The organism is Nitrosomonas sp. Nm58 (assembly GCF_900107335.1).
Lineage (GTDB): Bacteria > Pseudomonadota > Gammaproteobacteria > Burkholderiales > Nitrosomonadaceae > Nitrosomonas.
Genome location: NZ_FNPQ01000015.1, coordinates 44,662 through 71,084, shown reverse-complemented (window position 1 = coordinate 71,084; position 26,423 = coordinate 44,662). Strand labels below are relative to the sequence as shown.

At 44.4% G+C, this 26,423-nt stretch carries 15 protein-coding genes, 2 tRNA genes, 3 rRNA genes and 1 pseudogene; 12 read left to right on the top strand and 9 right to left on the bottom strand.

What is annotated here, in order from left to right:
* On the top strand, positions 1-185 hold a 185-nt coding region (locus tag BLW34_RS16420), incomplete at its 5' end, for a hypothetical protein (protein WP_218138805.1).
* Here the strand turns inward: BLW34_RS16420 and glgB are convergent.
* Positions 160-2,367: a 1,4-alpha-glucan branching protein GlgB gene (glgB, locus tag BLW34_RS07730; RefSeq protein ID WP_090577847.1), complete on the bottom strand. Its 2,208-nt coding sequence runs from the start codon at positions 2,365-2,367 to the stop codon at positions 160-162. The genes BLW34_RS16420 and glgB overlap by 26 nt on opposite strands.
* A gap of 262 nt (positions 2,368-2,629) precedes the next feature.
* Here glgB and glgC point away from each other — a divergent pair, with 262 nt between their 5' ends.
* The 3 genes from glgC (at position 2,630) to BLW34_RS07715 (ending at position 7,862) form a co-directional block, all read left to right on the top strand.
* The gene (glgC, locus tag BLW34_RS07725) at positions 2,630-3,874 is read left to right on the top strand and encodes a glucose-1-phosphate adenylyltransferase (protein ID WP_090577844.1); all 1,245 of its coding nucleotides are present in this window, start codon (positions 2,630-2,632) and stop codon (positions 3,872-3,874) included.
* Between the two features lie 158 nt (positions 3,875-4,032).
* Entirely contained in the window at positions 4,033-5,739 is a 1,707-nt protein-coding gene (locus BLW34_RS07720) for a glycoside hydrolase family 57 protein (protein WP_090577842.1), read from the top strand.
* A gap of 110 nt (positions 5,740-5,849) precedes the next feature.
* Positions 5,850-7,862: an alpha-amylase/4-alpha-glucanotransferase domain-containing protein gene (locus BLW34_RS07715; protein WP_090577839.1), complete on the top strand. Its 2,013-nt coding sequence runs from the start codon at positions 5,850-5,852 to the stop codon at positions 7,860-7,862.
* 852 nt (positions 7,863-8,714) lie between these two features.
* On the opposite strand, the pseudogene BLW34_RS15580 reads toward BLW34_RS07715, so the two are convergent.
* Positions 8,715-8,873, bottom strand: a pseudogene (locus tag BLW34_RS15580) (IS110 family transposase); the annotation flags it as partial.
* Between the two features lie 1,243 nt (positions 8,874-10,116).
* On the opposite strand from BLW34_RS15580, the gene BLW34_RS07705 reads away from it, so the two are divergent.
* The 5 genes from BLW34_RS07705 to rrf all read left to right on the top strand — a co-directional run bounded on the left by BLW34_RS07705 (position 10,117) and on the right by rrf (position 15,331).
* Positions 10,117-11,654 (top strand): 16S ribosomal RNA (locus BLW34_RS07705).
* A gap of 103 nt (positions 11,655-11,757) precedes the next feature.
* A tRNA-Ile gene (locus tag BLW34_RS07700) sits at positions 11,758-11,834 on the top strand.
* Between the two features lie 6 nt (positions 11,835-11,840).
* Positions 11,841-11,916 (top strand) — tRNA-Ala (locus BLW34_RS07695).
* A gap of 288 nt (positions 11,917-12,204) precedes the next feature.
* Positions 12,205-15,129 (top strand): 23S ribosomal RNA (locus BLW34_RS07690).
* Positions 15,130-15,218: 89 nt separating this feature from the next.
* A 5S ribosomal RNA gene (gene rrf, locus BLW34_RS07685) occupies positions 15,219-15,331 on the top strand.
* Together the 16S, 23S and 5S rRNA genes with 2 tRNA genes alongside form the textbook arrangement of a ribosomal RNA operon.
* Positions 15,332-15,976: 645 nt before the next feature.
* Here the strand turns inward: rrf and BLW34_RS07680 are convergent.
* Positions 15,977-16,501: a L,D-transpeptidase gene (locus BLW34_RS07680; protein WP_256203666.1), complete on the bottom strand. Its 525-nt coding sequence runs from the start codon at positions 16,499-16,501 to the stop codon at positions 15,977-15,979.
* A gap of 227 nt (positions 16,502-16,728) precedes the next feature.
* Between BLW34_RS07680 and BLW34_RS16880 the strand changes: the two genes are divergently transcribed.
* The 3 genes from BLW34_RS16880 (at position 16,729) to BLW34_RS07660 (ending at position 18,609) form a co-directional block, all read left to right on the top strand.
* Complete coding sequence (locus tag BLW34_RS16880; RefSeq protein WP_090577829.1) at positions 16,729-16,854, top strand: hypothetical protein; 126 nt, start codon at positions 16,729-16,731, stop codon at positions 16,852-16,854.
* A 601-nt stretch (positions 16,855-17,455) separates the two neighbouring features.
* Positions 17,456-18,031, top strand: a complete 576-nt coding sequence (locus BLW34_RS07665) for a hypothetical protein (RefSeq protein WP_090577822.1) — start codon at positions 17,456-17,458, stop codon at positions 18,029-18,031.
* Positions 18,032-18,042: 11 nt separating this feature from the next.
* Positions 18,043-18,609 (top strand): DNA-deoxyinosine glycosylase, encoded by a 567-nt coding sequence (locus BLW34_RS07660; RefSeq protein ID WP_090577818.1) that lies wholly within the window; start codon positions 18,043-18,045, stop codon positions 18,607-18,609.
* Here the strand turns inward: BLW34_RS07660 and BLW34_RS07655 are convergent.
* From BLW34_RS07655 to BLW34_RS07630, 6 genes are read right to left on the bottom strand one after another with little or no spacing between them, the layout of a single operon-like run.
* Complete coding sequence (locus BLW34_RS07655) at positions 18,575-19,702, bottom strand: glycosyltransferase family protein (protein ID WP_090577815.1); 1,128 nt, start codon at positions 19,700-19,702, stop codon at positions 18,575-18,577. The two genes, BLW34_RS07660 and BLW34_RS07655, sit on opposite strands and share 35 nt — an antisense overlap.
* Positions 19,702-20,802 (bottom strand): non-hydrolyzing UDP-N-acetylglucosamine 2-epimerase, encoded by a 1,101-nt coding sequence (wecB, locus tag BLW34_RS07650; protein ID WP_090577811.1) that lies wholly within the window; start codon positions 20,800-20,802, stop codon positions 19,702-19,704. The genes BLW34_RS07655 and wecB overlap by 1 nt, the downstream gene beginning before the upstream one ends.
* Positions 20,799-21,854: a glycosyltransferase family 4 protein gene (locus BLW34_RS07645; RefSeq protein WP_090577808.1), complete on the bottom strand. Its 1,056-nt coding sequence runs from the start codon at positions 21,852-21,854 to the stop codon at positions 20,799-20,801. Before BLW34_RS07645 ends, wecB begins: the two co-directional genes overlap by 4 nt.
* Positions 21,844-24,192 carry a methyltransferase domain-containing protein gene (locus BLW34_RS07640; protein ID WP_090577805.1) on the bottom strand — a complete coding sequence of 783 codons (2,349 nt, stop codon included), beginning with the start codon at positions 24,190-24,192 and terminating at the stop codon, positions 21,844-21,846. Before BLW34_RS07640 ends, BLW34_RS07645 begins: the two co-directional genes overlap by 11 nt.
* Positions 24,192-25,538, bottom strand: a complete 1,347-nt coding sequence (locus BLW34_RS07635) for an ABC transporter ATP-binding protein (protein WP_090577802.1) — start codon at positions 25,536-25,538, stop codon at positions 24,192-24,194. The genes BLW34_RS07640 and BLW34_RS07635 overlap by 1 nt, the downstream gene beginning before the upstream one ends.
* The gene (locus BLW34_RS07630) at positions 25,528-26,355 is read right to left on the bottom strand and encodes an ABC transporter permease (protein WP_090543480.1); all 828 of its coding nucleotides are present in this window, start codon (positions 26,353-26,355) and stop codon (positions 25,528-25,530) included. Before BLW34_RS07630 ends, BLW34_RS07635 begins: the two co-directional genes overlap by 11 nt.
* Between the last annotated feature and the right edge of the window lie 68 nt (positions 26,356-26,423).

The following is a 26,423-nucleotide window of genomic DNA, read 5'->3' as shown; positions in this document are numbered from 1 at the left end:
CTTCGCCGTCGCGGTATTCCACTTTACCGCACATCTCGCCGCATCGTGTTTCTTTCAAACGCATTGCGGCCGAAGGCCGATTACTACGCTCATTTTTAGTGTTGCTGTCGTATGGGGGGGCTGACGCTATTGAAGCAGGGGTCATCAGGACAAGGTTGTTCAAGCCTTCGTGGGAGCCAAGATAATGCCGGCTAATGGTGGGAGGGTGATCACGAGGGAGTCTGCAAATTCTAACCAGGGTTCGCCGGTCGTGTTGATCCAGCCGGCATTGCCCATATTACTGCCGCCATAGTAAATTGAGTCACTATTGAATATTTCTTGATAGGAGCCGCCAGAGGGAGCACCTATACGGTATTTCATGCGTGGCACCGGTGTGAAATTCAGCACAATTAGTCTAAATGAGCCATCTTGCGCGCGACGCAAGTAGCTAATCACCGATTGGCCCGCATCGTGACAGTCGATCCAGTTAAATCCTTCCATGAAAAAATCAAGCTGGTGCAATGCGGGTGTATTCAGATAAAGAAGATTCAGATCGCGCAATGCCATCTGTACGCCACGATGAGACTCATGTTCCAGCAAATACCAATCGAGCTCTTTGCTAATCTGCCATTCAGTTCCATGGGCAAACTCGTTACCCATGAAATTGAGCTTTTTGCCAGGGCAGGTCATTTGGTAGGTAAATAACAAACGCAAGTTGGCAAATTTCTGCCAGCCATCTCCCGGCATTTTGGCCAGCAGTGACCCTTTGCCATGCACGACTTCATCGTGCGAGAGCGGTAGTACAAAATTTTCGGTATAGGCGTACAGTTGGTTAAAAGTCAACTCATTGTGATGATATCGCCGGTGGATAGGATCATGTTTCATATAAGTGAGCGTGTCATTCATCCAGCCCATATTCCATTTCATGGAAAACCCCAATCCCCCCACATAAGTCGGATGTGATACCGCTGGCCATGCAGTGGATTCTTCCGCCAAAGTTATAGCGCCGGGAAACTCTTCATGTACCATGATATTGAGCTCATGCAGGAAATCGATCGCATCGAGATTTTCCCGGCCACCGTATTTATTAGGCAGCCATTCTCCTGATTTGCGTGAGTAATCGAGATAGAGCATCGAAGCCACCGCATCAACACGTAATCCATCGAGGTGAAACACATTTAACCAGTAATGTGCGCTTGATAGTAAAAATGATTTCACCTCGTTGCGCCCATAGTTGAAGATAAACGTTCCCCAGTCCTGATGAAATCCTAAACGAGGATCTTCGTGTTCATACAAGGCAGTGCCGTCGAAGCGAGCTAAGGAAAAGGCATCTTGGGGAAAATGGGCGGGTACCCAATCCAGGATGACCCCTATGTTCGCTTGATGACAGGCATTCACAAAAAATTTGAAGTCTTCCGGTAAGCCATAGCGACTCGTTACTGCAAAATAACCTGTTGTCTGGTAGCCCCAGGACTCATCGAGTGGATGCTCTGATACCGGCAATAATTCAACATGTGAATAGCCCATTTCGAGTAAATAGGGGATCAAGTGCTGGGTAAGCTCACGATAGGTATAGAAACGTCCATCTGGATGCCGCTTCCATGAACCTGCATGGACCTCATAGATGTTCAGTGGCGCATGTAGCCAGTTCCAGTTAGAGCGTCTTTGCATCCAGTCTGTATCCCCCCAGACAAAATTTTCTAAAACTGGTGCATAAGCTGCATTACTGGGACGCAACTCATAGTAATTCGCGTAAGGATCGGTCTTGGCCAGGATCTCACCGGTATCACGATTGCGGATTTCATATTTATAAAGTGCGCCGATTGGCAAGTCAGGAATAAATAATTCCCATACGCCGCTATAATGATGGGCTGCCATCGGATGAACCCGTCCATCCCAACGATTGAAATCACCAATTATGCTCACGCGTTCTGCATTGGGTGCCCAGACCGCAAAGCGAATACCGGCAATTCCATCAATGGTTGCCAAATGCGCACCTAACGTTCGATAAGCCTGGCGCAGGTTGCCTTCATTAAATAAATACAAATCATGATCGGAAATTTGCAAAGGAAAAGCATAGGGATCGTGCAATTCACGCACGGTAACGGTCCCTATTGCGGTATTTTCCTCGACCCGGAGCAGATAGGGGTGTGCAGGGGGTATTTTGCCATGCCACTCAAAGATGCCATCATCGTGCACATCGGTCATCAACTCAAAGCCGTCAGATGTTTGGATCCAAATGTGAGTGGCGTACGGCTGGAATACTCTTACCAGCTCATCATCCTGTTTTTTATGCTTGCCTAAATAAACAAATGGATTGTGTAATCGTGCAGCCAGCAACGTTTCTCGCAATGAATCAATTTTTGCGTAGGTAAATTCTGATTTCATAAGCTCGGACCGTAATTAACGTACCAAACTGAGACTAGTATGTCTGGAAATGAGGATTAAGATCAAGTAAGATGAGATAGTGTAAATACAAAAGACTGCATAGTGCAATTCATATTCTAAAGCAGCGAAGCCTGTTTGTGGTAAATATGTAGTACGTTTACTGGATTATTTTTTCTGTACTTTGTTGTTCGCTATATGGTTGATGCACTGGTATCCATACTGTTGTCAAATAGATGGATACTCTCAGATCGGGAGATATTGGATGCTTACACATAATGCGCTTGCATTAATACTGGCAGGTGGCCGCGGTAGTCGCTTGCACCATCTGACAGATTGGCGCGCTAAACCAGCCGTTCCGTTTGGTGGTAAATTCCGCATTATAGATTTTCCCCTTTCCAACTGTGTTAATTCAGGCATTCGGCGTATTGGGGTGGTTACTCAATATAAGGCGCAGAGCTTGATTCGCCATATCCAGCGGGGCTGGAGCTTTCTTGATGGACGATTCAAAGAGTATGTTGAGCTTTTTCCAGCGCAACAGCGAACCGAAGAGACGTGGTATCAAGGTACAGCAGATGCTGTTTTTCAGAATCTTGATATCCTGCGTTATCATGGTCCTAATCATGTTCTGATTTTGGGCGGTGATCATGTTTATAAAATGGATTACAGTAGAATGCTTGTCGAGCATGCAGAAAGAGGAGCGGACATAACGGTTGCCTGCCTGGAGGTGCCTGTGGAAGAAGCCACAGCTTTCGGAGTTATGGCTGTAGACGATAAATGGCATGTTACTAATTTTACTGAAAAACCTGACAATCCTGCGCCCATACCGGATCAACCGGATCGTGCGCTGGTTAGCATGGGTATTTATCTGTTTAATGCATCTTTTCTGTTTGAGCAATTGATCCGCGATCACGATGACAGCTATTCATCTCATGATTTTGGTAAGGATTTGATTCCCTACCTGGTCAGGCATCATCGTGTTTATGCGCATCGCTTCCAGAGCAGTTGTGTCAATATGGCTGCCGGTGTTCCTTACTGGCGCGACGTGGGTACTGTGGACGCTTACTGGGAAGCCAATATCGATCTCACGACAGTAACGCCTGATCTTAATCTGTATGATGAAGACTGGCCGATCTGGACTTACCAGGAACAATTGCCGCCCGCCAAATTTGTTTTTGATGATCATGATCGACGTGGGCATGCGCTAGACTCCATGGTTTCAGGAGGCTGTATCATTAGCGGTGCAACCATCCGACGTTCATTATTATTTTCCAATGTCCAGGTTCGCAGCTACGGAACTGTCGAGGACTCGGTCATACTTCCCAATGTGGATATAGGCCGGCACGTGCATTTGAGGCGAGCGGTAGTTGAAAAAAACTGCGTCATTCCAGAAGGATTGAAAGCTGGATTCGATCCAAAAGAGGATAGTAAGCAGTTCTATGTAACGAAAAAGGGGATAACACTCATTACCCCGGAAATGCTGGGGCAATGCATCCACCAAATTCGTTAAGGAAGATCTGGAGAGAATGAGTGGAAGGTAATTGCGAACCTGGGCTCAAGGTATGTGTCATAGCAACAGAATGGATGTTGTATTCCATGTAATGTGGCAATCTGGTGGCTTTAGCCATCAGATTTTTCTTGAGTAATAGATAGCTGGTTATTTAGGTCATGAAACCACTGAGTCTTGTTTTATTATGGCATATGCATCAGCCCGATTACCGGGACCATGAAACAGGAGAGTTTATGCTGCCGTGGGTATATCTGCATGCAATCAAAGATTATACTGACATGGCGCACCATCTAGAAAGACATCCTCGTGTCAAAGCGATCGTCAATTTTGTGCCAATATTGCTGGATCAACTTGAAGATTATGCTCAGCAATTTGCACAGAAAAAAATACGTGATCCGTTATTGCGCTTGCTTGCTACTCCTGATCTGAATTTGATCACGGTGAGTGAGCGCTTACGTATATTGCACAGCTGCTTCCAGAGCAACCACATGACCATGCAGAAACCTTATCCAGCCTATCAGCACCTGCATGATTTGTATGATATGTTGAAAGAACACGGGGATATGGATTTGATCTATGTTTCAGGTCAGTACTTGGCTGATTTGTTAACGTGGTACCACCTCGCATGGACAGGTGAAAGTGTGCGCCGGAATCATGAGATCGTAGTGCAGCTCATGACGCAAGGCAGAAATTTCAGTTATGCAGACCGAATGCAATTGTTCAGTCTTATTGGAGAGCTTATCCAGAAATTGATTCCGCGCTACCGTGAACTTGCTGCATCAGGTCAAATCGAACTGTCCACTACTCCTCATTTTCATCCGCTAGCCCCCTTGCTGATTGATTTCTCAGCAGCTTGTGATAGCCTTCCTGATGCTACTTTGCCCGCTAGCCCAGCTTATCCTGGAGGGCGTGAACGCATTATGTTCCATTTGAAATCAGCCATGAGCAGCCATAAACAGCGCTTTAAAGTTCAGCCAACCGGTGTATGGCCTGCCGAGGGGGGCATATCAAAAGCCTTACTGAATATCCTGATGGAATTGGGTTGTCAGTGGAGTGCCAGTGGCGAGGGTGTATTGGTTAACAGCTTGCATAAATCGTATCCAGATCAATCTTTGCCGGATCGTAATCACTATCTTTACCGTCCCTACCGGGTATCTGATGAAAAAGACGGTATATTGTGCTTTTTTCGTGATGACAAATTATCCGATATGATTGGATTCGAATATTCCAAATGGTTCGGACGCGATGCAGCAGAAAATTTTGTTCATATGCTGGAAAAAATTCATCATGAGGTGCAATCGATCCCGTATCCGGTTGTAAGTGTCATTTTGGATGGTGAAAATGCCTGGGAATCTTATCCTTATAATGGTTACTATTTTCTCAACGATCTTTACGAATTGCTTGGAAATCACTCGTTCATTCAAGCAACTACTTATCGTGACTACATTGGGAATTTAGTTTATACGCAGACTGAAATCAAAACTTTACCCGCGCTATCTGCAGGAAGCTGGGTTTACGGTACCTTTTCGACCTGGATAAGCGATCATGACAAAAATTTAGCCTGGGATCTATTATGTGCCGCTAAACAGAGCTATGATCTTGTTATGAAGAGTGGGCGTCTAACTGAGGAGGAAAGATCTTTGGCAGAACAGCAGCTTGCTTCATGTGAGAGCTCAGACTGGTTCTGGTGGTTTGGTGATTATAACTCTCCACAAGCGGTTGCTAGCTTCGATCAATTGTTTCGCAGAAATCTTTCTAACCTCTATCATTTGCTAAAACTGCCTATACCAGCAACTGTGCTTGAGCCCATCAGTCATGGTGGACGATATACTGAAGTAATTGAAACGATGCGACGCTCATCGTAAATCTAATCCAATTAAGATGAATTTTGATGTAAGTATATGGATCATATCAGTAAAAAATACTGGGTGGATTAGTAACTCTAAATTATTTATAGCTAAATGAGTAAAACTTAGTGACATCTCAATCTATATCTTTACTTTTTGGTGTTCATGCGCATCAGCCAGTGGGTAATTTTGCTGAGGTTTTAGTCGATGCGCATTTGCGTTGCTACAAGCCCTTCTTGCAGGTTTTGTATCGTTATCCGGATTTTAAGTTTGCTCTCCATTTTTCTGGCTGGTTACTTGACTTCTTGTTTGAGCATTATCCCGATGATATGGCTTTGCTGCGCGATATGGTCATACGGGGGCAAGTGGAGCTTTTCAGTGCAGGAGAAACTGAGCCGGTATTGGCGGTTATTCCAAATCGGGACCGTATCGGACAAATCGAGACTTTTTCCAAGAAACTGGAGAAAAGATTGGGGCAGCGTCCTCAAGGTGCTTGGCTTACCGAGCGAGTTTGGGAGTCAACAGTAGTGCCCGCGTTGGTGGATTGCGGTATTCGCTATGCAATCGTAGATGATTATCATTTTATTTGTGCAGGTAAAACCAAAGCAGAACTCAATGGTTTTTTTACTACCGAGGAAGACGCTCGTACACTTGATCTTTTTCCCATTTCCGAGATGCTTCGTTATAAACTGCCTTTTTCTCCAGCACATGAAGCAGTGGCTTATATCGAATCCCTGGTTGAAAACTCAGCGATAAACAAATCCGTTGCTGCAATTTATTTTGATGACATCGAGAAATTCGGCATCTGGCCTGAAACCTATCAATGGGTATACGAGAAAGGTTGGCTTGAGCAATTTATTCAGGGCGTGCTCGCTTCTTCTAAAATTCTTCCTCGACACTATCGTGATTATCATGCATCAGAGAAAACACGCGGAGTAATCTACCTTCCCACCACCTCTTACATTGAGATGAATGAGTGGACTTTACCTGCTGAGCCAGCTAATGCCTATGCTGATCTGGTCTATCAGGCAAAATCAGCTGGCTGGTATGAGCATAACAAATCGTTTCTACGAGGAGGTATCTGGAAAAATTTTTTTTCCCGCTATCCAGAATCGAACTGGATGCACAAGCGTATGTTATGCCTTTCTGCTCGTTTTGCTGCGCTGCCAGAAATGCAGCGCTCTGATGTAATGAGGCAAAAACTGTATGCTTCACAAGCTAATGATGCTTATTGGCATGGCTTATTTGGTGGTCTGTATCTTCCTCATCTACGACGTGCTATATACAATAACATCATCGAGTTAGAAGCTTTGTTGGATGCCTGTACACCACGTCCTGCTTTTTTCATCGAAGATACCGATCTGGACGGCGTGGAAGAGGCTTATTTGCACAATGGAATACTTCAGACTGTAGTCAAGCTCGATGGAGGTGCCAGCATTTGTGAATTCGATGCCTATCTACTCAAACATAATTTTGGTGACACGTTGCATCGCCAAATAGAGCATTACTATTGCGGAATACGGTTGGATGCGCATGATATACCCAGACACAGCGATGCAGGTATTGCTTCTGCGCATGATCGGATCAATTTCAAGCACCACATTACTCCCTCTGACTTGGAAGTTGACAATCATGCGCAAAACTTATTTTTGGATAGCTTAAATGGAATATCGCTGATTTATCAACTCGAGTCACATGATGATTGCCATATCCGTTTCCAGTCTAATACCGATCAATGGCAAATAGTTAAGGAGTTTGAGCTTGCCGGGAACCGTTTATTGGCTTCATATAGCTTGTCAGGAAACTTGATGGGCTATCTGGAAACTGAATTAAATTTAGCTATGCCTAGTTGTGATGGTCCGGGTGGGTGCTATATAAAAGACGGGACAACTGTACTAGGAGGTTTTGGGCAATTTCTTGATCTTGCCGATGTAACCGACATTAGTCTGGAAGACAGTGCGCTGCAAGGAACATTGACACTTGATGCGTCTGTGCCAGTCAGATTATGTGCCCGGCCCCACTTCACTGTGTCTCAATCAGAGGGGGGATATGAAAAGATTATGCAAGCTGTTAAGCTGAAATTGATCTGGCCAACCGCAGCGCGACAATTAATCATCGCTCTGGAAGTCAAGAAAGAGTAGCGTTCGGAGAACGGGATTAATATACGAGATACGAGAGCCATAACATTAGTTTGTATCGAAAATATCTGGGTGTTGCCTAATTTATAGTTATAGCGATTTCCCAAAAAGCAAAGCTTAAGAAGCTGTCTGGAGAAATGATTTCCATTAGAATCAATGACTCATTGATGACAGGCTAAGAGATGTCATATAAAACGGGTATAAGTGATGAGAAAAGGAATTTGATCCAGTCAGCAAACACGGCAATAACCATAAACATACGAAAAGAATCATTGTGAACGCCATCTTGTATGTCGTTAAAAGAGCTATCCAGTGGTAGCTGATGCCAAATGTTTTCCTCCCCGGCAGGCTGTGGTTATACCGCCCCAGTAGTTATGGCATCATTGATGCCCCAAGCGTGAAAATGCCGTATGCTAGTAAAAAAACGAGGCATCGATGACGGCAAAAAGTTGAAGATCACAAGCGATATATTGTGGTAGATATTCTCGGCAATTTACTCCATATTAAATGCATGCTGCCAACCTGGGCGATATCAAGCGTGCGCGTGGAGTGCTAGAAGGTGTTGTTGACAAATGCTCTTCACTCCAAGCATTCTCAAGAGATACCGGTTGTTGAGGAACAGCAGTTGACTTTGCAGTTAATAGGCTAGATCTTGCACATTTCGGAGAGAATCAAGGGAAAATGGGCCATTTTGCCGAAGCGGTGGGTGGTTAAACGCCCGTTCTCCTTGGTTGGGTAACTTTCTTTCGCCGTTTATCAAAGACTTCGAGATTCTGCGCGGCACTGCCGAAAATATGATTCGAATCGCCATGATGAAAATAGCATTTGCAAAATGCGTCCAATGTTTTGCCAGACAGCTTCTAAGCCAATCAAGCAAGGCTCCAGATTAGCAAAGAACTCCGCCATCTTACTGCGGCGTAACTGCTTACGCAGCACGGCCTTACCATGTTCATCCACACCGTGGATCTGAAACACCTCTTTTGCCAAATCAATACCTATGGTTGTAATCTTCATGTCGGACGCTCCTCTCTGTTTTAGTGGTCATTGCATTGCACCACTACTTTGGCACTTTGATGCCGTTTTAGGTGGTGGGCTCCCATTCCATTATCTTTAACATCATGCTACCAATTTTTGCTGTGCCATAATATTCATGGGACATCATTTTTATTCTTGATTTTCCTGTAATTGGGGGATGTTTATTCATTGAATCCGAATTAATGGCGATCCATCAAGTATTGCGAGTCAACTCAGTGCTCAGTAGAACCAAAAAACTAGTCATTTGGCGAGAAATTTGCGCGTGAATTGATAATGGAAAATGCTAATACACCCTAATAAAATGATTTATTTTATTTTCCTCAGTTGAAGTCTCTTAACCGTTCAAAAATCCTGTAGATTAAGGTATTTCAGGGGATTCTTAGCATCACCAGTTGGGTGAGATTCTAATGAAATAATCAAAATCAGCTGGAAGTGTTGCCATACCTTGCTTTCAGCTTGTATATGACAACTGAGAAGCAGTTAATATTTTTAGCCATAAACCGTTTGCAGTATTAGGTTTCAGCTGTTCTCACCATAAATTTCAATTGAGAAATTTAGGTTTATAGCAATTTTTGGTGGATGTATGAGTTGGCGTTTGATTTCTTGTGCGCGCTGCTTCTTTTGATTTAATAGATCCGGTAAGTCAATCGGTATTGGTAACATAGCATGGTGCGGCCGGTATTTGTATTCATTAAGTTAAGCGTGCTGTCTCTGATTGTTTGCGCAGCGTTGCATATAAAACCATAAATTTATATTTGCTCGCATTTTGAAAAGACATGGATGGTGTTATTTTGCTATGTTTCCTATGTTGAGCAGATGATTAAAGAGCAACTCAGCAACGTTCGACAACGCGATGAGTCATTATCGATAGGAAGTGGGAAATATTTCGTCTTGCTTGTAAGGATCTGATTTTGCAAATAAATGATTGATCCTTATTCGTCTGTTCTTCAGGTTAAATCATTTTCTTAAAAAAAAATGATTTAAAAGCTTGACCCGACAATTAGGTTCTGTATAATGCACATCTTCGTTGCTTGAGCGGCATTAGCAAAAAGCAGCAAGTTCTTTAAAAATCAACAACCAATAAATGTAGGCGCTTAGTAAAAATATAATTAAACAGGTTTGTAGTCAAGTTTAATTATTGAAAACTAAGAATGTAAATAGGTTATTAGTTCAAAAATATCTGTAATGGGTATGAACTAAAAGCTAGCAAAAGAGTTAAATTAAACTGAAGAGTTTGATCCTGGCTCAGATTGAACGCTGGCGGCATGCTTTACACATGCAAGTCGAACGGCAGCACGAGGGTAACCTTGGTGGCGAGTGGCGAACGGGTGAGTAATACATCGGAACGTATCTTGAAGTGGGGGATAACGCATCGAAAGATGTGCTAATACCGCATATTCTCCAAGGAGGAAAGCGGGGGATCGAAAGACCTTGTGCTTTTAGAGCGGCCGATGCCTGATTAGCTAGTTGGTGGGGTAAAGGCCTACCAAGGCAACGATCAGTAGCTGGTCTGAGAGGACGACCAGCCACACTGGGACTGAGACACGGCCCAGACTCCTACGGGAGGCAGCAGTGGGGAATTTTGGACAATGGGCGAAAGCCTGATCCAGCCATGCCGCGTGAGTGAAGAAGGCCTTCGGGTTGTAAAGCTCTTTCGGTCGGGAAGAAATAGTTGTGGCTAATATCTACAATGAATGACGGTACCGACATAAGAAGCACCGGCTAACTACGTGCCAGCAGCCGCGGTAATACGTAGGGTGCAAGCGTTAATCGGAATTATTGGGCGTAAAGGGTGCGCAGGCGGTTATATAAGTCAGATGTGAAATCCCTGGGCTTAACCTAGGAATTGCGTTTGAAACTATATAACTAGAGTGTGACAGAGGGGAGTGGAATTCCATGTGTAGCAGTGAAATGCGTAGAGATGTGGAAGAACACCGATGGCGAAGGCAGCTCCCTGGGTTAACACTGACGCTCAGGCACGAAAGCGTGGGGAGCAAACAGGATTAGATACCCTGGTAGTCCACGCCCTAAACGATGTCAACTAGTTGTCGGATCTATATAAAGATTAGGTAACGTAGCTAACGCGTGAAGTTGACCGCCTGGGAAGTACGGTCGCAAGATTAAAACTCAAAGGAATTGACGGGGACCCGCACAAGCGGTGGATTATGTGGATTAATTCGATGCAACGCGAAAAACCTTACCTACCCTTGACATGCTCGAAATCTTGCAGAGATGTGAGAGTTCCCGAAAGGGAATCGAGGCACAGGTGCTGCATGGCTGTCGTCAGCTCGTGTCGTGAGATGTTGGGTTAAGTCCCGCAACGAGCGCAACCCTTGTCATTAATTGCCATCATTAAGTTGGGCACTTTAATGAGACTGCCGGTGACAAACCGGAGGAAGGTGGGGATGACGTCAAGTCCTCATGGCCCTTATGGGTAGGGCTTCACACGTAATACAATGGCGCGTACAGAGGGTTGCCAACCTGCGAAGGGGAGCTAATCTCATAAAGCGCGTCGTAGTCCGGATCGGAGTCTGCAACTCGACTCCGTGAAGTCGGAATCGCTAGTAATCGCGGATCAGCATGTCGCGGTGAATACGTTCCCGGGTCTTGTACACACCGCCCGTCACACCATGGGAGTAATTTTCACCAGAAGCAAATAGTCTAACCGCAAGGAGGGCGTTTGCCACGGTGAGAGTTATGACTGGGGTGAAGTCGTAACAAGGTAGCCGTAGGGGAACCTGCGGCTGGATCACCTCCTTTCTAGATAAAAATTACTAAGCGCCTACAATTTATTGGTTGTTTATAAGTCAGAATGGCAAATGAGATATTATGCGAAAGGTTGTGCTAATACTGGATCCTTTATGGGTCTGTAGCTCAGTTGGTTAGAGCACACGCTTGATAAGCGTGGGGTCGGTGGTTCAAGTCCACCCAGACCCACCAAGATTGGGGGGTGTAGCTCAGCTGGGAGAGCACCTGCTTTGCAAGCAGGGGGTCATCGGTTCGATCCCGTTCACCTCCACCATAATAGTATTTGGTTTAATGAAAATAAATTAGTTATAAATTAACTGATTTAGATTTGTTGAGGATAGGCAAAATATCTCATTTATTGTTATGATTTTGCTCTTTAAAAATATAGAAAATAGTAGATTGTATATTTAACAAATTCAGAATTTATAATACTGAAAATAAGTATTAAATAAGTAATTGTTTTTAATATTTATTGGAAGATAAAGTGTTGTCCGGAAATATGGATAATGTTTTTAAAATTCTGGGGTTGTGTATCAAGTAATAGAGGTTCTCAAAAATATAGGATCAAGCAAATAAGTGCATGTGGTGGATGCCTTGGCGATTACAGGCGATGAAGGACGTGGAAGTCTGCGATAAGCTTCGGGGAGCTGACAAACAAGCTTTGATCCGGAGATTTCCGAATGGGGAAACCTGACTCTTGCTTAGTTGGTTTAATAAAGTACGAATCAATTAAGCAAGAGTCGACTTTAACTGAATATATAGGTTAAAAGTTGCGAACCTGATGAACTGAAACATCTAAGTAATCAGAGGAAAAGAAATCAACCGAGATTCCCAGAGTAGTGGCGAGCGAAATGGGAGTAGCCATCAATTTTTAGCATTAGAATTAGCCAAATCTTCTGGAAAGTTGAACCGTAGAGAGTGATAGTCTCGTAGGCGAAAATTCTAATGTGGAACTAAGATTGAAAAAAGTAGGGCGGAACACGTGAAATTCTGTCTGAAGATGGGGGGACCATCCTCCAAGGCTAAATACTCGTAATCGACCGATAGTGAACTAGTACCGTGAGGGAAAGGTGAAAAGAACCCCGGGAGGGGAGTGAAATAGATTCTGAAACCGCATGCATACAAACAGTGGGAGCCCTTTTGGGGGTGACTGCGTACCTTTTGTATAATGGGTCAGCGACTTACATTCAGTAGCAAGCTTAACCGATTAGGGGAGGCGTAGCGAAAGCGAGTCTTAATAGGGCGAATTAGTTGCTGGGTGTAGACCCGAAACCAGATGATCTACTCATGGCCAGGATGAAACGAAGGTAACACTTCGTGGAGGTCCGAACCCACTAATGTTGAAAAATTAGGGGATGAGCTGTGGGTAGGGGTGAAAGGCTAAACAAATCTGGAAATAGCTGGTTCTCTCCGAAAACTATTTAGGTAGTGCCTCATGTATAACCTTTGGGGGTAGAGCACTGTTATGGCTAGGGGGTCATTGAGACTTACCAAACCATTGCAAACTCCGAATACCAAAGAGTTTAAGCATGGGAGACAGACATCGGGTGCTAACGTTCGGTGTCGAGAGGGAAACAACCCAGACCCTCAGCTAAGGTCCCAAAGATATAGTTAAGTGGTAAACGAAGTGGGAAGGCATAGACAGTCAGGAGATTGGCTTAGAAGCAGCCATTCTTTAAAGAAAGCGTAATAGCTCACTGATCGAGTCGTCCTGCGCGGAAGATGTAACGGGGCTAAACTATACACCGAAGCTAGGGATTTACACGTAAGTGTAGATGGTAGGAGAGCGTTCCGTAGGCCTGTGAAGGTGATTTGTAAAAATTGCTGGAGGTATCGGAAGTGCGAATGCTGACATGAGTAGCGATAAAGGAAGTGAAAAGCTTCCTCGCCGAAAACCCAAGGTTTCCTGTGCAACGTTAATCGACGCAGGGTGAGTCGGCCCCTAAGGTGAGGCAGAAATGCGTAGCTGATGGGAAACTGGTTAATATTCCAGTACCTTTACATAATGCGATGCGGGGACGAAGAAGGTTAGCTCAGCCAGGTGTTGGATGTCCTGGTTGAAGCGTGTAGACATGCTGCTTAGGCAAATCCGGGCGGCTAAGTTGAGACGTGATAACGGAACGCCCTTCGGGGCGCCAAGTGAGTAATACCATGCTTCCAGGAAAAGCCGCTAAGCTTCAGTTATGTAAGGACCGTACCGTAAACCGACACAGGTGGGTAGGATGAGAATTCTAAGGCGCTTGAGAGAACCCAGGAGAAGGAACTCGGCAAATTGACACCGTAACTTCGGGAGAAGGTGTGCCTTTAGTAAGTGAATCGTTTCGCACGAGGAGCTGAATGAGGTTGCAATAAAAAGATGGCTGCGACTGTTTAATAAAAACACAGCACTCTGCAAACACGAAAGTGGACGTATAGGGTGTGACGCCTGCCCGGTGCCGGAAGGTTAAATGATGGGGTGCAAGCTCTTGATTGAAGCCCCGGTAAACGGCGGCCGTAACTATAACGGTCCTAAGGTAGCGAAATTCCTTGTCGGGTAAGTTCCGACCTGCACGAATGGCGTAACGATGGCCATACTGTCTCCTCCTGGGACTCAGCGAAGTTGAAATGTTTGTGAAGATGCAATCTACCCGCGGCTAGACGGAAAGACCCCGTGCACCTTTACTGTAGCTTTACATTGGATTTTGACAATACTTGTGTAGGATAGGTGGGAGGCTATGAAGTATGCTCGCTAGAGCATATGGAGCCGACGTTGAAATACCACCCTGGTGTTGTTAGGATTCTAACCTAGGTCCATAAGCTGGATCGGGGACCGTGTATGGTGGGCAGTTTGACTGGGGCGGTCTCCTCCCAAAGAGTAACGGAGGAGTACGAAGGTACGCTAGGTACGGTCGGAAATCGTGCTGATAGTGCAATGGCATAAGCGTGCTTAACTGCGAGACTGACAAGTCGAGCAGGTGCGAAAGCAGGTCATAGTGATCCGGTGGTTCTGTATGGAAGGGCCATCGCTCAACGGATAAAAGGTACGCCGGGGATAACAGGCTGATTCCTCCCAAGAGTTCATATCGACGGGGGAGTTTGGCACCTCGATGTCGGCTCATCACATCCTGGGGCTGTAGCCGGTCCCAAGGGTATGGCTGTTCGCCATTTAAAGTGGTACGTGAGCTGGGTTTAAAACGTCGTGAGACAGTTTGGTCCCTATCTGCCGTGGGCGCTGGAAATTTGAGTGGGGCTGCTCCTAGTACGAGAGGACCGGAGTGGACATACCTCTGGTGTACCGGTTATGACGCCAGTCGTATTGCCGGGTAGCTAAGTATGGAAGAGATAACCGCTGAAAGCATCTAAGCGGGAAACTTGCCACAAGATTAGATTTCCCGGGGAGTAAATCCCCCTAAAGGCTCGTTGAAGACTACAACGTTGATAGGTCGGGTGTGGAAGCATAGTAATATGTTAAGCTAACCGATACTAATTGGCCGTGAGGCTTGATCCTATAATTTTGAGAATAATGAGAAATTCTTGTCACAGATAAAATCTACTAAAAGTTTTCTGTTTTAATGTATTTAAAACAAAAGAGTTATGCTTGGCGGCAATAGCGCTTCGGAACCACCTCTTCCCATTCCGAACAGAACCGTGAAACGAAGTAGCGCCGATGATAGTGTGTTTTCGCATGTGAAAGTAGGTCACCGCCAAGCTCAATTATCAAAATGGTTGGTATGGTTAAAGTACTATGAGACTAAAGCCATACTCAACATGCGTGTTAAAATAACACTCTCAAATCCGATACTGCTTAGTATCACTTCTTGTGTTGCGTATTATCAAAGATATATATGCACTTTCTAAATATCAATTGTGCCAATTCAATAATATTGATGTATTTATCTGATGTTATATGGTTTGGGAAGATTGATTCTGAATAAAAAATCAACTCTGAGAAAGAATGATAGTTGGCTGATGGTGATGTTTACAAGTACTGCATCCGAGGATGGATACGGATTGGGTTATTTCCATAGTTTGTTTATTGTGGGTTTTTTTGCAATAATCTGCTACTCATTCGTCAGTTGTTACAATTCCTGATTGTATATAATGTACATGGTTTGTTAAATAGGACGTGCTGGAATTACTGTAACTATTCAGCGTAGTTTTTCCCTTAAAAATGCCTCAAGTCTGATTGGTAGACTCATTTGATCTAAACGTACAGAAATAGCTATTAAAAGGGATTGGTTGGCATTTACGTTAGGTAAGCAGATTTGTTTTCATCAAAGCTGTTGCGTTAGCCATGCTAAGAAAGTGTTGGCAGTTTATCGGCATTTTTCTTTTCGATTAAAGCCACTAAATTCTTACCGGACTTGAACAGCTATCCCTGGTTTGAGCCACTTGCTGAGCTTATCAATTTGCGCATTGGTTAGTGCAATACAGCCATTGGTCCAATTGAACTGCTTATGAACCTTGTGATCTCCCTGCCCTAGCCCATGAATACCCAAATGACCACCCAGCGGCGTATCCTGAGGAGGAGTTCGTCCCGTTTCAATTGCATTGATAATGGATTGCCACGTTTCTTTAGTAATCCGGTTTTCTGCCAGAGCGAGATCAGCAGTCTCTCGATTTGGATAATCAAAGACAAAGAAGCGGTGATAACGGCTTGATTCTTTGATCCTGCCAATCCGGAAACTACCGAGTGGCGTTCTGTTATCGCCCATCATTCTGGCATTGCTGGCACCAAAGCGTCCGATCGCAATATTGTCAAAAATAACTTCTACCGCCTTTCCCTTCATGACCGATAAGGTCAAATTCTGGGTATCCACATTAATCCAGATATCGTTATGTGCGTTGACTGGATTGAAAGCTAACAAGCATAAAATCAATATAAGTAATCTGCTGTACATTGGAAAGAATGAGAAGATGGTTAAGGATAGCTTTTTTAATCTGGTAAATACAGTTGAATCACGTTACGATATTTTTGAAAATCGCGCAGTTCAGAGGCATCATTATTGTCTGATTATTTAATTTCGTTATGTGTTATGTGTCTGGCTATTCTTGTATGTGTTGAAGAATTGTCCCGGAAGATTACGCGATCGTCAATCTAGGCAGTATGCGTCGAGAGGTTTCGCTGGCTCTGCCGAATAATCTCCAGGCGGGAGATTATGTTATTTGTGCATGTGAGCTCCGTATTACAAAAAAAATAGATTCCACCGAAGCAGAGTATACTTTGCTTTGACGTTATTTACCGAGATGCAAGTCAAAGATGCCGCTTTCCTGATGAGTCAGGAATATGTGAAGTATAGAGATGAATTCCGTGGTGGTATATTGGCAAAAAAATTGCTGCCCATATTGTACGGCTACGACAGCAAGAAGCTGCCAAGCAAAGTATACAGCAGCTCCTTGGCATTTGAGTTGACGCGAATGTTATGCTACTGCTAAGAATGTGCTTGTACTTCTGCGAACCCAATTTGGACAACGCTTACCTTTTGGCCAGATTCTTTCGTCCATTTTGCCGAATCTATTTTCGTAGAGAGTGGAGTGCCAGAAGTCGTTAACGGGTGCTGATGGAACCAGAGGAAAATCCCGATCCTCCAAGATGACATCCATTACGGTATTACGGTAATGGTACAGGATATTTCTTGATTTTATTAATGGTTGACTCATTTAGCTTTCAGTTTATTTGCTTTGGATCAATGAATATGGAAAACAAAATTCAGCTAGCTATTCTAAGTACGAGAAATGTATTTGAACCTGGCAGTAGCTTCCACAGTCAGAAATTTCCTGTGATAAGCTGGTACAGCTGTCGGCTTTCCTGAAATTGAATGGAGGATTAAAAGATGCTTCGTTCTCGCCAGCACATTTGCATTCTTTTCTTAATGACAGTACTGTTGATCAAGTTCTTAACCGTGCCCGCTGCGAAAGGCAGTGATTCCTTTCCGCTGCAGCGTTTTCTTGATCTTGAAATTCAAGGTATTTCACTGAGCACACTGCCAGAAGATATTCCGGTCATACTGGAAGCAGCGGGCTATTTACAGTATGGGAATTCGACTTTCATTAGGGATACGCCGCTACCGGGGGGACGAAAATCGATTTACCGGATTGAACTGGAAGACACACCTGAGCATCGCAGTATTACCTACTTCCGGGGAGAAAGCGGTGGGAGAAATAAAAGTTCGGTAGAAAGGAACAGGCCTGTTCCTGACAATGAAGCGGTTTGGGCCAGAGCGATTTATGAACTGGTTTGTTTGCATGTGCCGGATGCAATTAGCAAAGCTCGTGCCTGCCAGCCGGTTGTTGACTGGGAAATTCGCTTCGGAGAGGGCAGCTTCTTGAGTATTTCTGATAATGCTGGCGCCCAGGTTGATGCAGCGGGCGCGAGCACAACCCTTGGGGTAACATATTTCAAAAAATAATCAGACAGTTCATGACAACAATTCATGGTTTTGTACCGGTAGCAGATGAACATGCAGAGATTCTCATTCTTGGCAGTATGCCGGGGGATGCATCCTTAACTGCGGGACAATATTATGCACATAAGCAGAATGCGTTCTGGCGGATCATGGCAGAACTGCTGTGTTTTGATCCTGCGATACCTTATGCGGCCAAGACCCAGGCGCTGCGATCAGCGCGTATTGCGTTATGGGATGTGCTCCATTCCTGTAAAAGAAGCGGCAGCCTGGATTCTATGATTGAGATTGGAACACAAATAGCCAACGATTTTTCGACCTTTTTCCGCGCACATCGCAATATCACGCATGTTTACTTTAACGGTACCAAAGCAGACACTTGCTTCAAGCAACTGGTCGCACCCAAGATCGAAAGCGGCATATTTCGTTACACTCGGTTGCCTTCAACCAGTCCGGCTAACGCCTCGATTCCTTTTGAGCGTAAGCTTGAGGCATGGCGAGTGATTCTTGAACCTATTCGCGCTGAAGCAACTCAAAATTCTGAGTGTGCTAATCTGAACATGGAAGGATATCGCTTGCGTTAAAGCGTTCCTCCCAAGAGTTATTTTTTCTGAATATTTGAATTTCATTTCTGCGATATTTGTAGACCATTGCTGCATTCACTTGGTAAGTTAGGTCGGAATTAGCATCTACGATAAATATTCCTGCTTGCCCTTGTCGCCGAGCCATTTCTCCAAAATATGTAGAGAGAATGGGCAGCCCTAATGCGCGATATTCATAGTATTTGATGGGGTCAATCGAAGCAGTCAGGTCGCTGCACTTAAAGGGGATCAGGCCGACCGAGAATGCTTGCATCAGTCCGATTGCAGTCACGTGATCGCATGCAGGGAACAATCTAATATTGCAGGGTAAAGGTTCTGGAACTGATGTATAGACAGGACCGATCAAGTGAATATTCAAGGATGAGTTGGCTTGTGCTAGTGCAAGTACAAACGGCCAGTCAAACCAGTGGCCAATTGTGCCGAGATAGCCTATAACCATGTCCTCGGACTGTTTCTTGATTGCATCAATGGGAGGAAGCGTTTCTACCGTACAAGCATTATGAACTACAGTCAGTTTTGAATGATAGGCGGAGAAGCGTTCTGCCAGAGTGGTCGAAGAAACCGAGATGCGTGAGACGCTATCGGCAATTCTTTGTTCCCGGCGCGCCATAGCAGCTCTCGATAGGCCTTGGTAAAAGGCCGGGAAATCATCCATGGCATCATAGAAAGAAGGTGTGGCAGGATACTGGGCGAGTACCTGTAGCGCCAGCTCAGAAGGTTTACCAATGCCTAGCAGTGTTCTGCCATGCTGCATGAATTGATCAATTGTTCGCAGAATGTCACGCCACAACAGCCAGCGAGAGATAAAGCTTGCTCCTGGCAATGGTTCGATCGGTAACAGATGAGGGCGAATGACCGTTAACCAATTCGGTATCTCTGCTTTCACCGTTTGGGGATTGGCAAAGATCCTTGTAGTCTTGACCCTTCTGAGATCCGTCCATTTGGGTAAGCGTGTTGGATAGGGGTCTACCCAAAGCACATTTCCTCCATGCTTGTGATGAAACCATTCAGCAAACTTGTGTGGGCGTTGCGCGAAGCTATTCCACGGCAAAGGGGAAAGATAGACCAGTTGCATTAGCTAAAATGCTCCCTCAGCACGTTCACAATGCGCTCAGCGGCATGACCATCTCCATAGGGAGAAGTACCTTTCACCATTGCTTGGTAGGCTGTTGTATCATCCAGAAGGCGTTGTGTTTCTTCCACGATCTGGCTGTAATGAGACCCTACCAGTTTTGCAACCCCTTGCTCGACTGCTTCGGGGCGTTCTGTTTCGTTGCGAAGCACCAGAATAGGCTTTCCCAAAGCTGGCGCTTCTTCCTGTACTCCTCCTGAATCTGTCAAGATTAGGAAAGATCGTTTTAGAGCCGCGACGAAATGGACATAATCCAGCGGTGCAGAGAGATGGATATTGGGCTTGTTTGCTAGAAGGCTATTAACAATATTGGTTACGTTAGGGTTTGGGTGGACGGGGAAAAGAAATTTAACTTTTGGATTATTCTGCGCAAGTGATTGTATGGCAAGGCAGATATTACGTAACGGTTCACCAAAATTTTCACGGCGGTGGGCGGTAATCAGCACAAGGCGTTTATTTGGATCAACCTGAGCAGGAAGTTCGATATTTTGAGCTGCCACCACCAGCAGTGCATCGATGACCGTGTTGCCAGTAATAAAAATATTTTCATCAGCCACGCCTTCACGTAACAGATTCTGGCGCGATCTCTCGGTTGGTACAAAGTGCCAATGCGCTAATTTTCCCGTAATGACACGATTAGCCTCTTCTGGAAAAGGATTGCTGATATTCCAGGTACGTAAACCTGCCTCGACATGACCAACCGGAATGCGATGATAAAAACAGGCCAATGCAACCGCCATTACTGTAGTGGTGTCTCCCTGTACTAATACAGCATCCGGTTTCTCAGCCAGCAATACGTCGTCCAAATCCAGCAGCAGTCGCGCAGTCAAGGTCGTCAACGCTTGATTGGGACGCATGATATTCAAATCGATATCGGGTTCAATACTAAAAAAATTCAACACCTGATCAAGCAGGTGACGGTGCTGCGCCGTTGCCAGAACGCGTAAATTAACCCATGGTTCATTCTTCAATGCCTGGATCACGGGAGCCATTTTGATAGCTTCGGGGCGGGTACCAACTACACAAAGTATTTTTTTTATCAAGATAGCCTCAAGGAAGACAGTAATTGCTTCCAATCATCAATAAAAGATTGAGCAGAAAATCTATCCCTAAGACTCACTGCGGCTGTTTTTGCGGCATGGTTATTATCGAAAACATTTTCAATACTCGTGGATAATTCTTCAATGTTGCCAAGCTTATATGTTAATAAAGATTCAAAACCATTCACCAAAAAGAGGTGCTCATTAATATTCGAGAGGAGGACGGGCATACCGGAAGATATTGCCTCGGCAGCGGACAGGCCATAAGATTCACCTCTGGATGGTGAAACAAATATCCCTCCAGCATCTCTTACCATCTCCAATAGTTGATTTGTAGATAAGAAAGGGACAGGTGGCAGCAAAATAACTTTAGAAGTAATCTGCCGATTTTCTATTTCTTGCTGAATATCTATTTCATTGGATTGAGGACCACACAGGATGATCATAAATTCATGAGGTCTTTTCTGCTCAAGAAGCAGAAAGGCGTCAAGTAGAGATAATGGGTCTTTAAGTTTATCCATACGACCAAAAAACAAGATGGGCTTTAGATTCCATTTGGGCCGCCTGGAATTAGAATCAACTCTAATGGAAGCAATATCCCAAGGCACAAAATTACGAAGCTCATTAATAGGAAATGTAGTATTACCCAATTCGTATCGTATCTTTTTGCCAAATATTTGGGATGGCACGATAATGCCTTCACACTCGCTGGGTAGGTTTTGCAAATATTGACGGTTCTCAGGGTATGAAGTATGACACTCCACTAGATACCGAAGTTTCTGCCGCTTACATATCTCGAAAGCTTGAGGACAATCGATACAGAAAATGAGATCATAATAAGACTCAAAGTCTTGTGATACGAAAACTCCAGCTTCAATTCCGTGAGCTTTTATAGCTTGCTGTAGAGAAAATAGGCCTGCGGAGTTATTTAGAAAAATAATATCTGCCATTACATCTGGGGCATAATTTTTAAAAGCAATCAGGCGATTCAATAACACTCGTTCGACACCACCAAAAGTAGCCCACGGATAAACAAAGCAAACCTTAACAGACATACAGCATCCTTATTTTTCGGCTTGTTTCTAGCTGAGCTTTTAGATGAGAAAAGCGAGTTTGCCAAGTTGAATGCTGCAAAAATGCTTCCAAGTGTTCATCATCTGGCATATCAATCGCCAGTAATTCATTTAAGCGAAGAAATATATCTTCACGACTTGAATATACTATCGCCGGGTAGTCTTTGATATGCTTAATGCCAGTAACTAATGTTGGAAGTCCAAAGTAAAGGTACTCGTAGATTTTAATCGGATCAACGGCGCTGGCTAGCCTTCCTTCACGGAACGGAATTATTCCGGCACTCCAGCAGCGAACATAGTTATGTAGCCCATTAGGGTGAATCTTTCCTATTAGAGTAATATTTTCAATTGATCTGACTCTGGCATTAACCCATTCGGGTTCGCCGTAACCGATGATTTCAAATTTAATTTCTTTATTTGATTCCGCCAATTCAAAAAGTAAATTCCAATCGAACCAAGCATCCGTTAAGTGACCAAAGTATCCGACAATTTTTTCAGTAGCCTTTAACGTGCCTGCAATACCACGCTTATCTAAACCGATAACTTCAGCGCAATAGCCATTTCCGATAATTTCGATATCTGTACGCAGATATGAGAATTTCTCGGATAAGGAAGGAGCGACGGCACATACAAAATCACTCTGGAGAATTAGATTATCTTCAACATCGCGTTTGTACCACGGTGCTTGCCCCACCCTGTGAAATTCCTCCCATTCATCCATAATGTCATAGACAATAGAAAAACCATGTTGCCGTAAAATGGGTACTAGATTAACAAGTAAGGGCGCTGGGAGTGTCAGTAAAAATAGAGAATCAAGGTTATTAGTAACTAATGAATTGGCGTTATCGATAAATTCAAACAAAGGGACTTGATGGATGTTTCTCCATACTTGACAACATCCTTTGGACAACTTTTCATCCCGTGTCCATTGCCAAGCAACATATAAGACGAAATAATCCTCTTCTGCGAAATATTTAGCTGCGTTAATAGGACGTTGGTTCACAAGCTCGTCGAACTCAAAGGCGCATGGTATCACCGCAATTTTTGTAGATTGATTTGCCATTTTCAACCAAGATGGACAATATTCCTCCCCACCGACAGATTGAGCGCTAGGTTGTTCAGCATAGCGGTACAAACTTGCGAGGTGCCGAGTAACGTACTTGTGGCGTAAGTTGTTTAGACGTTTTCTTAGAAATTCTGGTAACTTCCAATAAATCGATTTAATAATTTGGTATCGTTCGTGGGGTGATTTGAAGAACCTAGCAGCATGTTTTATCCATCTCAACGGACGAGTCAATCGCCACGATATGGATGTTGTTATCAAATCTAACTGTTTGCTATACTGGGTAATGATTTGATTAAGGCCGATGATTTTTCTGTCGCGCTCAGCAACGGCCTCGTTGAGGCCGATGATTTTTCTGTCGTGCTCAGCAACGGCTTCGCTGAGGTCGATGATTTTTCTGTTGCGCTCAGCTCCAGCTTGATTGAGGCTGGAGATCTGTTCGCTTTGCTCCACTATCATCTGATTAAGATTAGCAATTTGCTCGTCTTGTTCTAGCATCGTCTGATTAAGGCTAGCAATCTGCTTGTCTCGCTCCGCCACAGCTTGATTAAGAGTAACAATCTGACTTTCGGTATCTACCTGCTCAATGAGGCAATCCTTCAAAGCTAATCCCAAGTCGTCTATCCACCTAGGGTCGGCGTAGACCAAGAGAATCTGCTCTCCACCCCAAAGCGTATTTGGAAGAGTTCCGCAATTAACTACTCGCGACCAAACCAACCTGAATCCATTCTTTAACACTAATGGAATAGTCTCGGGCAGAAAGGAATAAAAATGCTCATCAATCCTTTCGAGTTCCCTGTAAGGCAGTATCAACGCAATCGCTTTTTTTGCATGATTAGCAATGGAGAGTAATACCTTATAGGGCTTGTGGAAATGCTCTAAGGTATTAGATGAGAAAACAATATCAAACGATTCGCCTTGGTCTGCGCTTGACAGTAACCAATCATCGTTGATGAAGCGAATAGCAGGATAGCGCTCGGTAGCTTGTTCTATGGCATTTGCAGAAAAATCAATACCCACAATCTGTTGAGGATCGATATAGCTGGCCCAGACATCAGTTCCATCTCCTTGCGCGCATCCCCAATCAGCAAGTGTCAGGGCTTCTCTTCTCAATTGCTCAATTAGCCATTTTGGTAAATGTTCAATGGCAGTTCTGGCAAAGAAGCGGGATTGTTCAGGTCCATTGCAGTGTTCCCAGTCATCTGTAAACCGACGATCCCAGTATAAATTGGAATTGATGGGCTCCTTAACTATCATTAGTTCACCATGATCAACTGTTCAATAGGGGGTTGGAAAAGGCCGAAAAAGCGCTCTTTGGCAAGTGAAGAAAAATAGTGTGCACCTTCAAAATATTCATAATAGTGGATATCGTTGTATTGGCGATTTTCAACAGCAGCAACCAGTAGATATTTTCCTGTGACTAATGGATTGATTAGTCTAAATGAAACACTGAAACGATCTTTCTCGGGTAGTTGTTTATGTTCGAAATCGCGAGTTGTCGAGACGATCAAGTCCGTTCCCTTTAGATCTTTAATGGAGAATGCGATGCTGAGATATTCGCGAGATATTTCTGCTGGCACAGATAAATCGATAAATATTTCGATTTCCTCTCCCCACGCATATATATTTTTTCGAGTGCCGTGTTTATCGCGCACAAATGCAGACAAAATGATGTTTTTGCAAGAACCCCAGTGTGTGACAGGGCGAGAATCCAGGGCTATTTCAGGCATTGGTTCGAACGCATTGAGAATTGCTATAGGGTTCTTTTCAGAGGTTATGTCCTGAACCAGATCCCTGGGTTTTGATGAACTGGTGTTTTGCTGTGCGGTGATTTCGCTTTGTAATGCTTCTTCGCTGGATTGCTCGTCCTTAAACATGAACGCCATATAGCGGCCGGTTACAGGAAAAACTTCTCCTTCTTCAACCATGCGGCCTTGATCTAGCCAGATTGCTCGGTTGCAGAGAGTACGAACAGAGGAAACATCATGGCTAACAAATAGAACGGTAGTACCCTGAGTGATGATATCCTTGATGCGACGCATGCACTTGGCTACAAAACGTGCGTCGCCTACTGCCAGTGCTTCGTCAACGATCAGGATTTCCGGATCGAGATGAATCGCAATAGAGAACGCTAATCGCGCATACATCCCACTGGAGTAGGTTTTTACAGGTTGATCAAGAAAATCTCCAAGCTCAGAAAAAGCTAATACTTCCGCCATTCTTTCTTCCATATCTTCCTTGGAGAAGCCAAGAATAGCTGCATTGAGTAATACGTTCTCTCGCCCTGTAAATTCGGTGTTAAAGCCAGCCCCAAGTTCGAGTATCGCTGCGATCCGCCCGCGTGTATCAACTACACCAGAGGTTGATGAAACAGTACCGCAAATTATTTGCAGTAAAGTCGATTTTCCGCTGCCATTTCGTCCGATGATGCCAACAGTTTCTCCTTTGGGAACAGTAAACGAGATATCGCGTAATGCCCAGAATTCACGGAAAAACTGCTTTTTTCCATATGCTAGCATTTGCAGTAGCCTGTCCCGGGGCTTATCGTAAATGTGGTAGCACTTACTCAGACCCTCGACTTTGAGGACTATCTCAGAGGACATCTGCAAATCCTTTGCGCGTTTTTTGGAACCAGGCAAAGCCTAGCCAGGCATTCGCTGCTGCAAGCACAGTATAGATAGCCCAGGCATGCCAATCCAATCCTTTGCCCCAGATCATCACGTCACGCGTTTGTTCAATAATGAGCGTTAACGGGCTGATCTGCATAATCAGGTGATATTCCTCTGGCAAAGCAGTGATAGGGTAGAAAATCGGGGATAGAAACATGAGCGCAGTCGTCATCACTCCAATAATTTGACTGACATCACGCAGATACACTCCCAGTGAAGCCAGGAACCAGCTCAGTCCCAGGGTCATCAGAAAAAAGGGAATCAATACCAGAGGGAACAGTAAAAGAGTCGCCTGTGGAATACCAAAAAATATCAAGTAAAAAGCCAGCCAGACAAACAGGCTGATCAACAGATGAAAAGCAGCAGAGCCCATGGCTACGACAGGGAGTATTTCCAGAGGGAACACCACTTTCTTAACATAGTTCACATTTCCTAGCACGAGTCCAGGTGCCCGGTTGATACATTCTGCAAACAGGTTATAAACCATGAGTCCGGCAAAAAGCACCAAGGCAAATTCCGTTCTGGAGTCGGTGCCACCTTCCCAGCGTGCTTTGAAGACCACACTGAATACAAAGGTATAAACAGTCAGCATCAGTACCGGATTAAAAAATGACCATAATAGCCCCATAATGGAACCACGATAGCGGCCAATGACTTCTCGTTTGATCAGATTATAAATCAAGCCCCGGTTGGTCTTGAGCGAGCGGAGTAGCGTGAAGGGAGAGATCGATCGTGCGGCGTGCGGATTCAAATTAAAGCTCCGGCTTACATAAGGGTTTTTCTAATCTTGCAAGGTGAATAAAGAGTTTCCAGGAGATT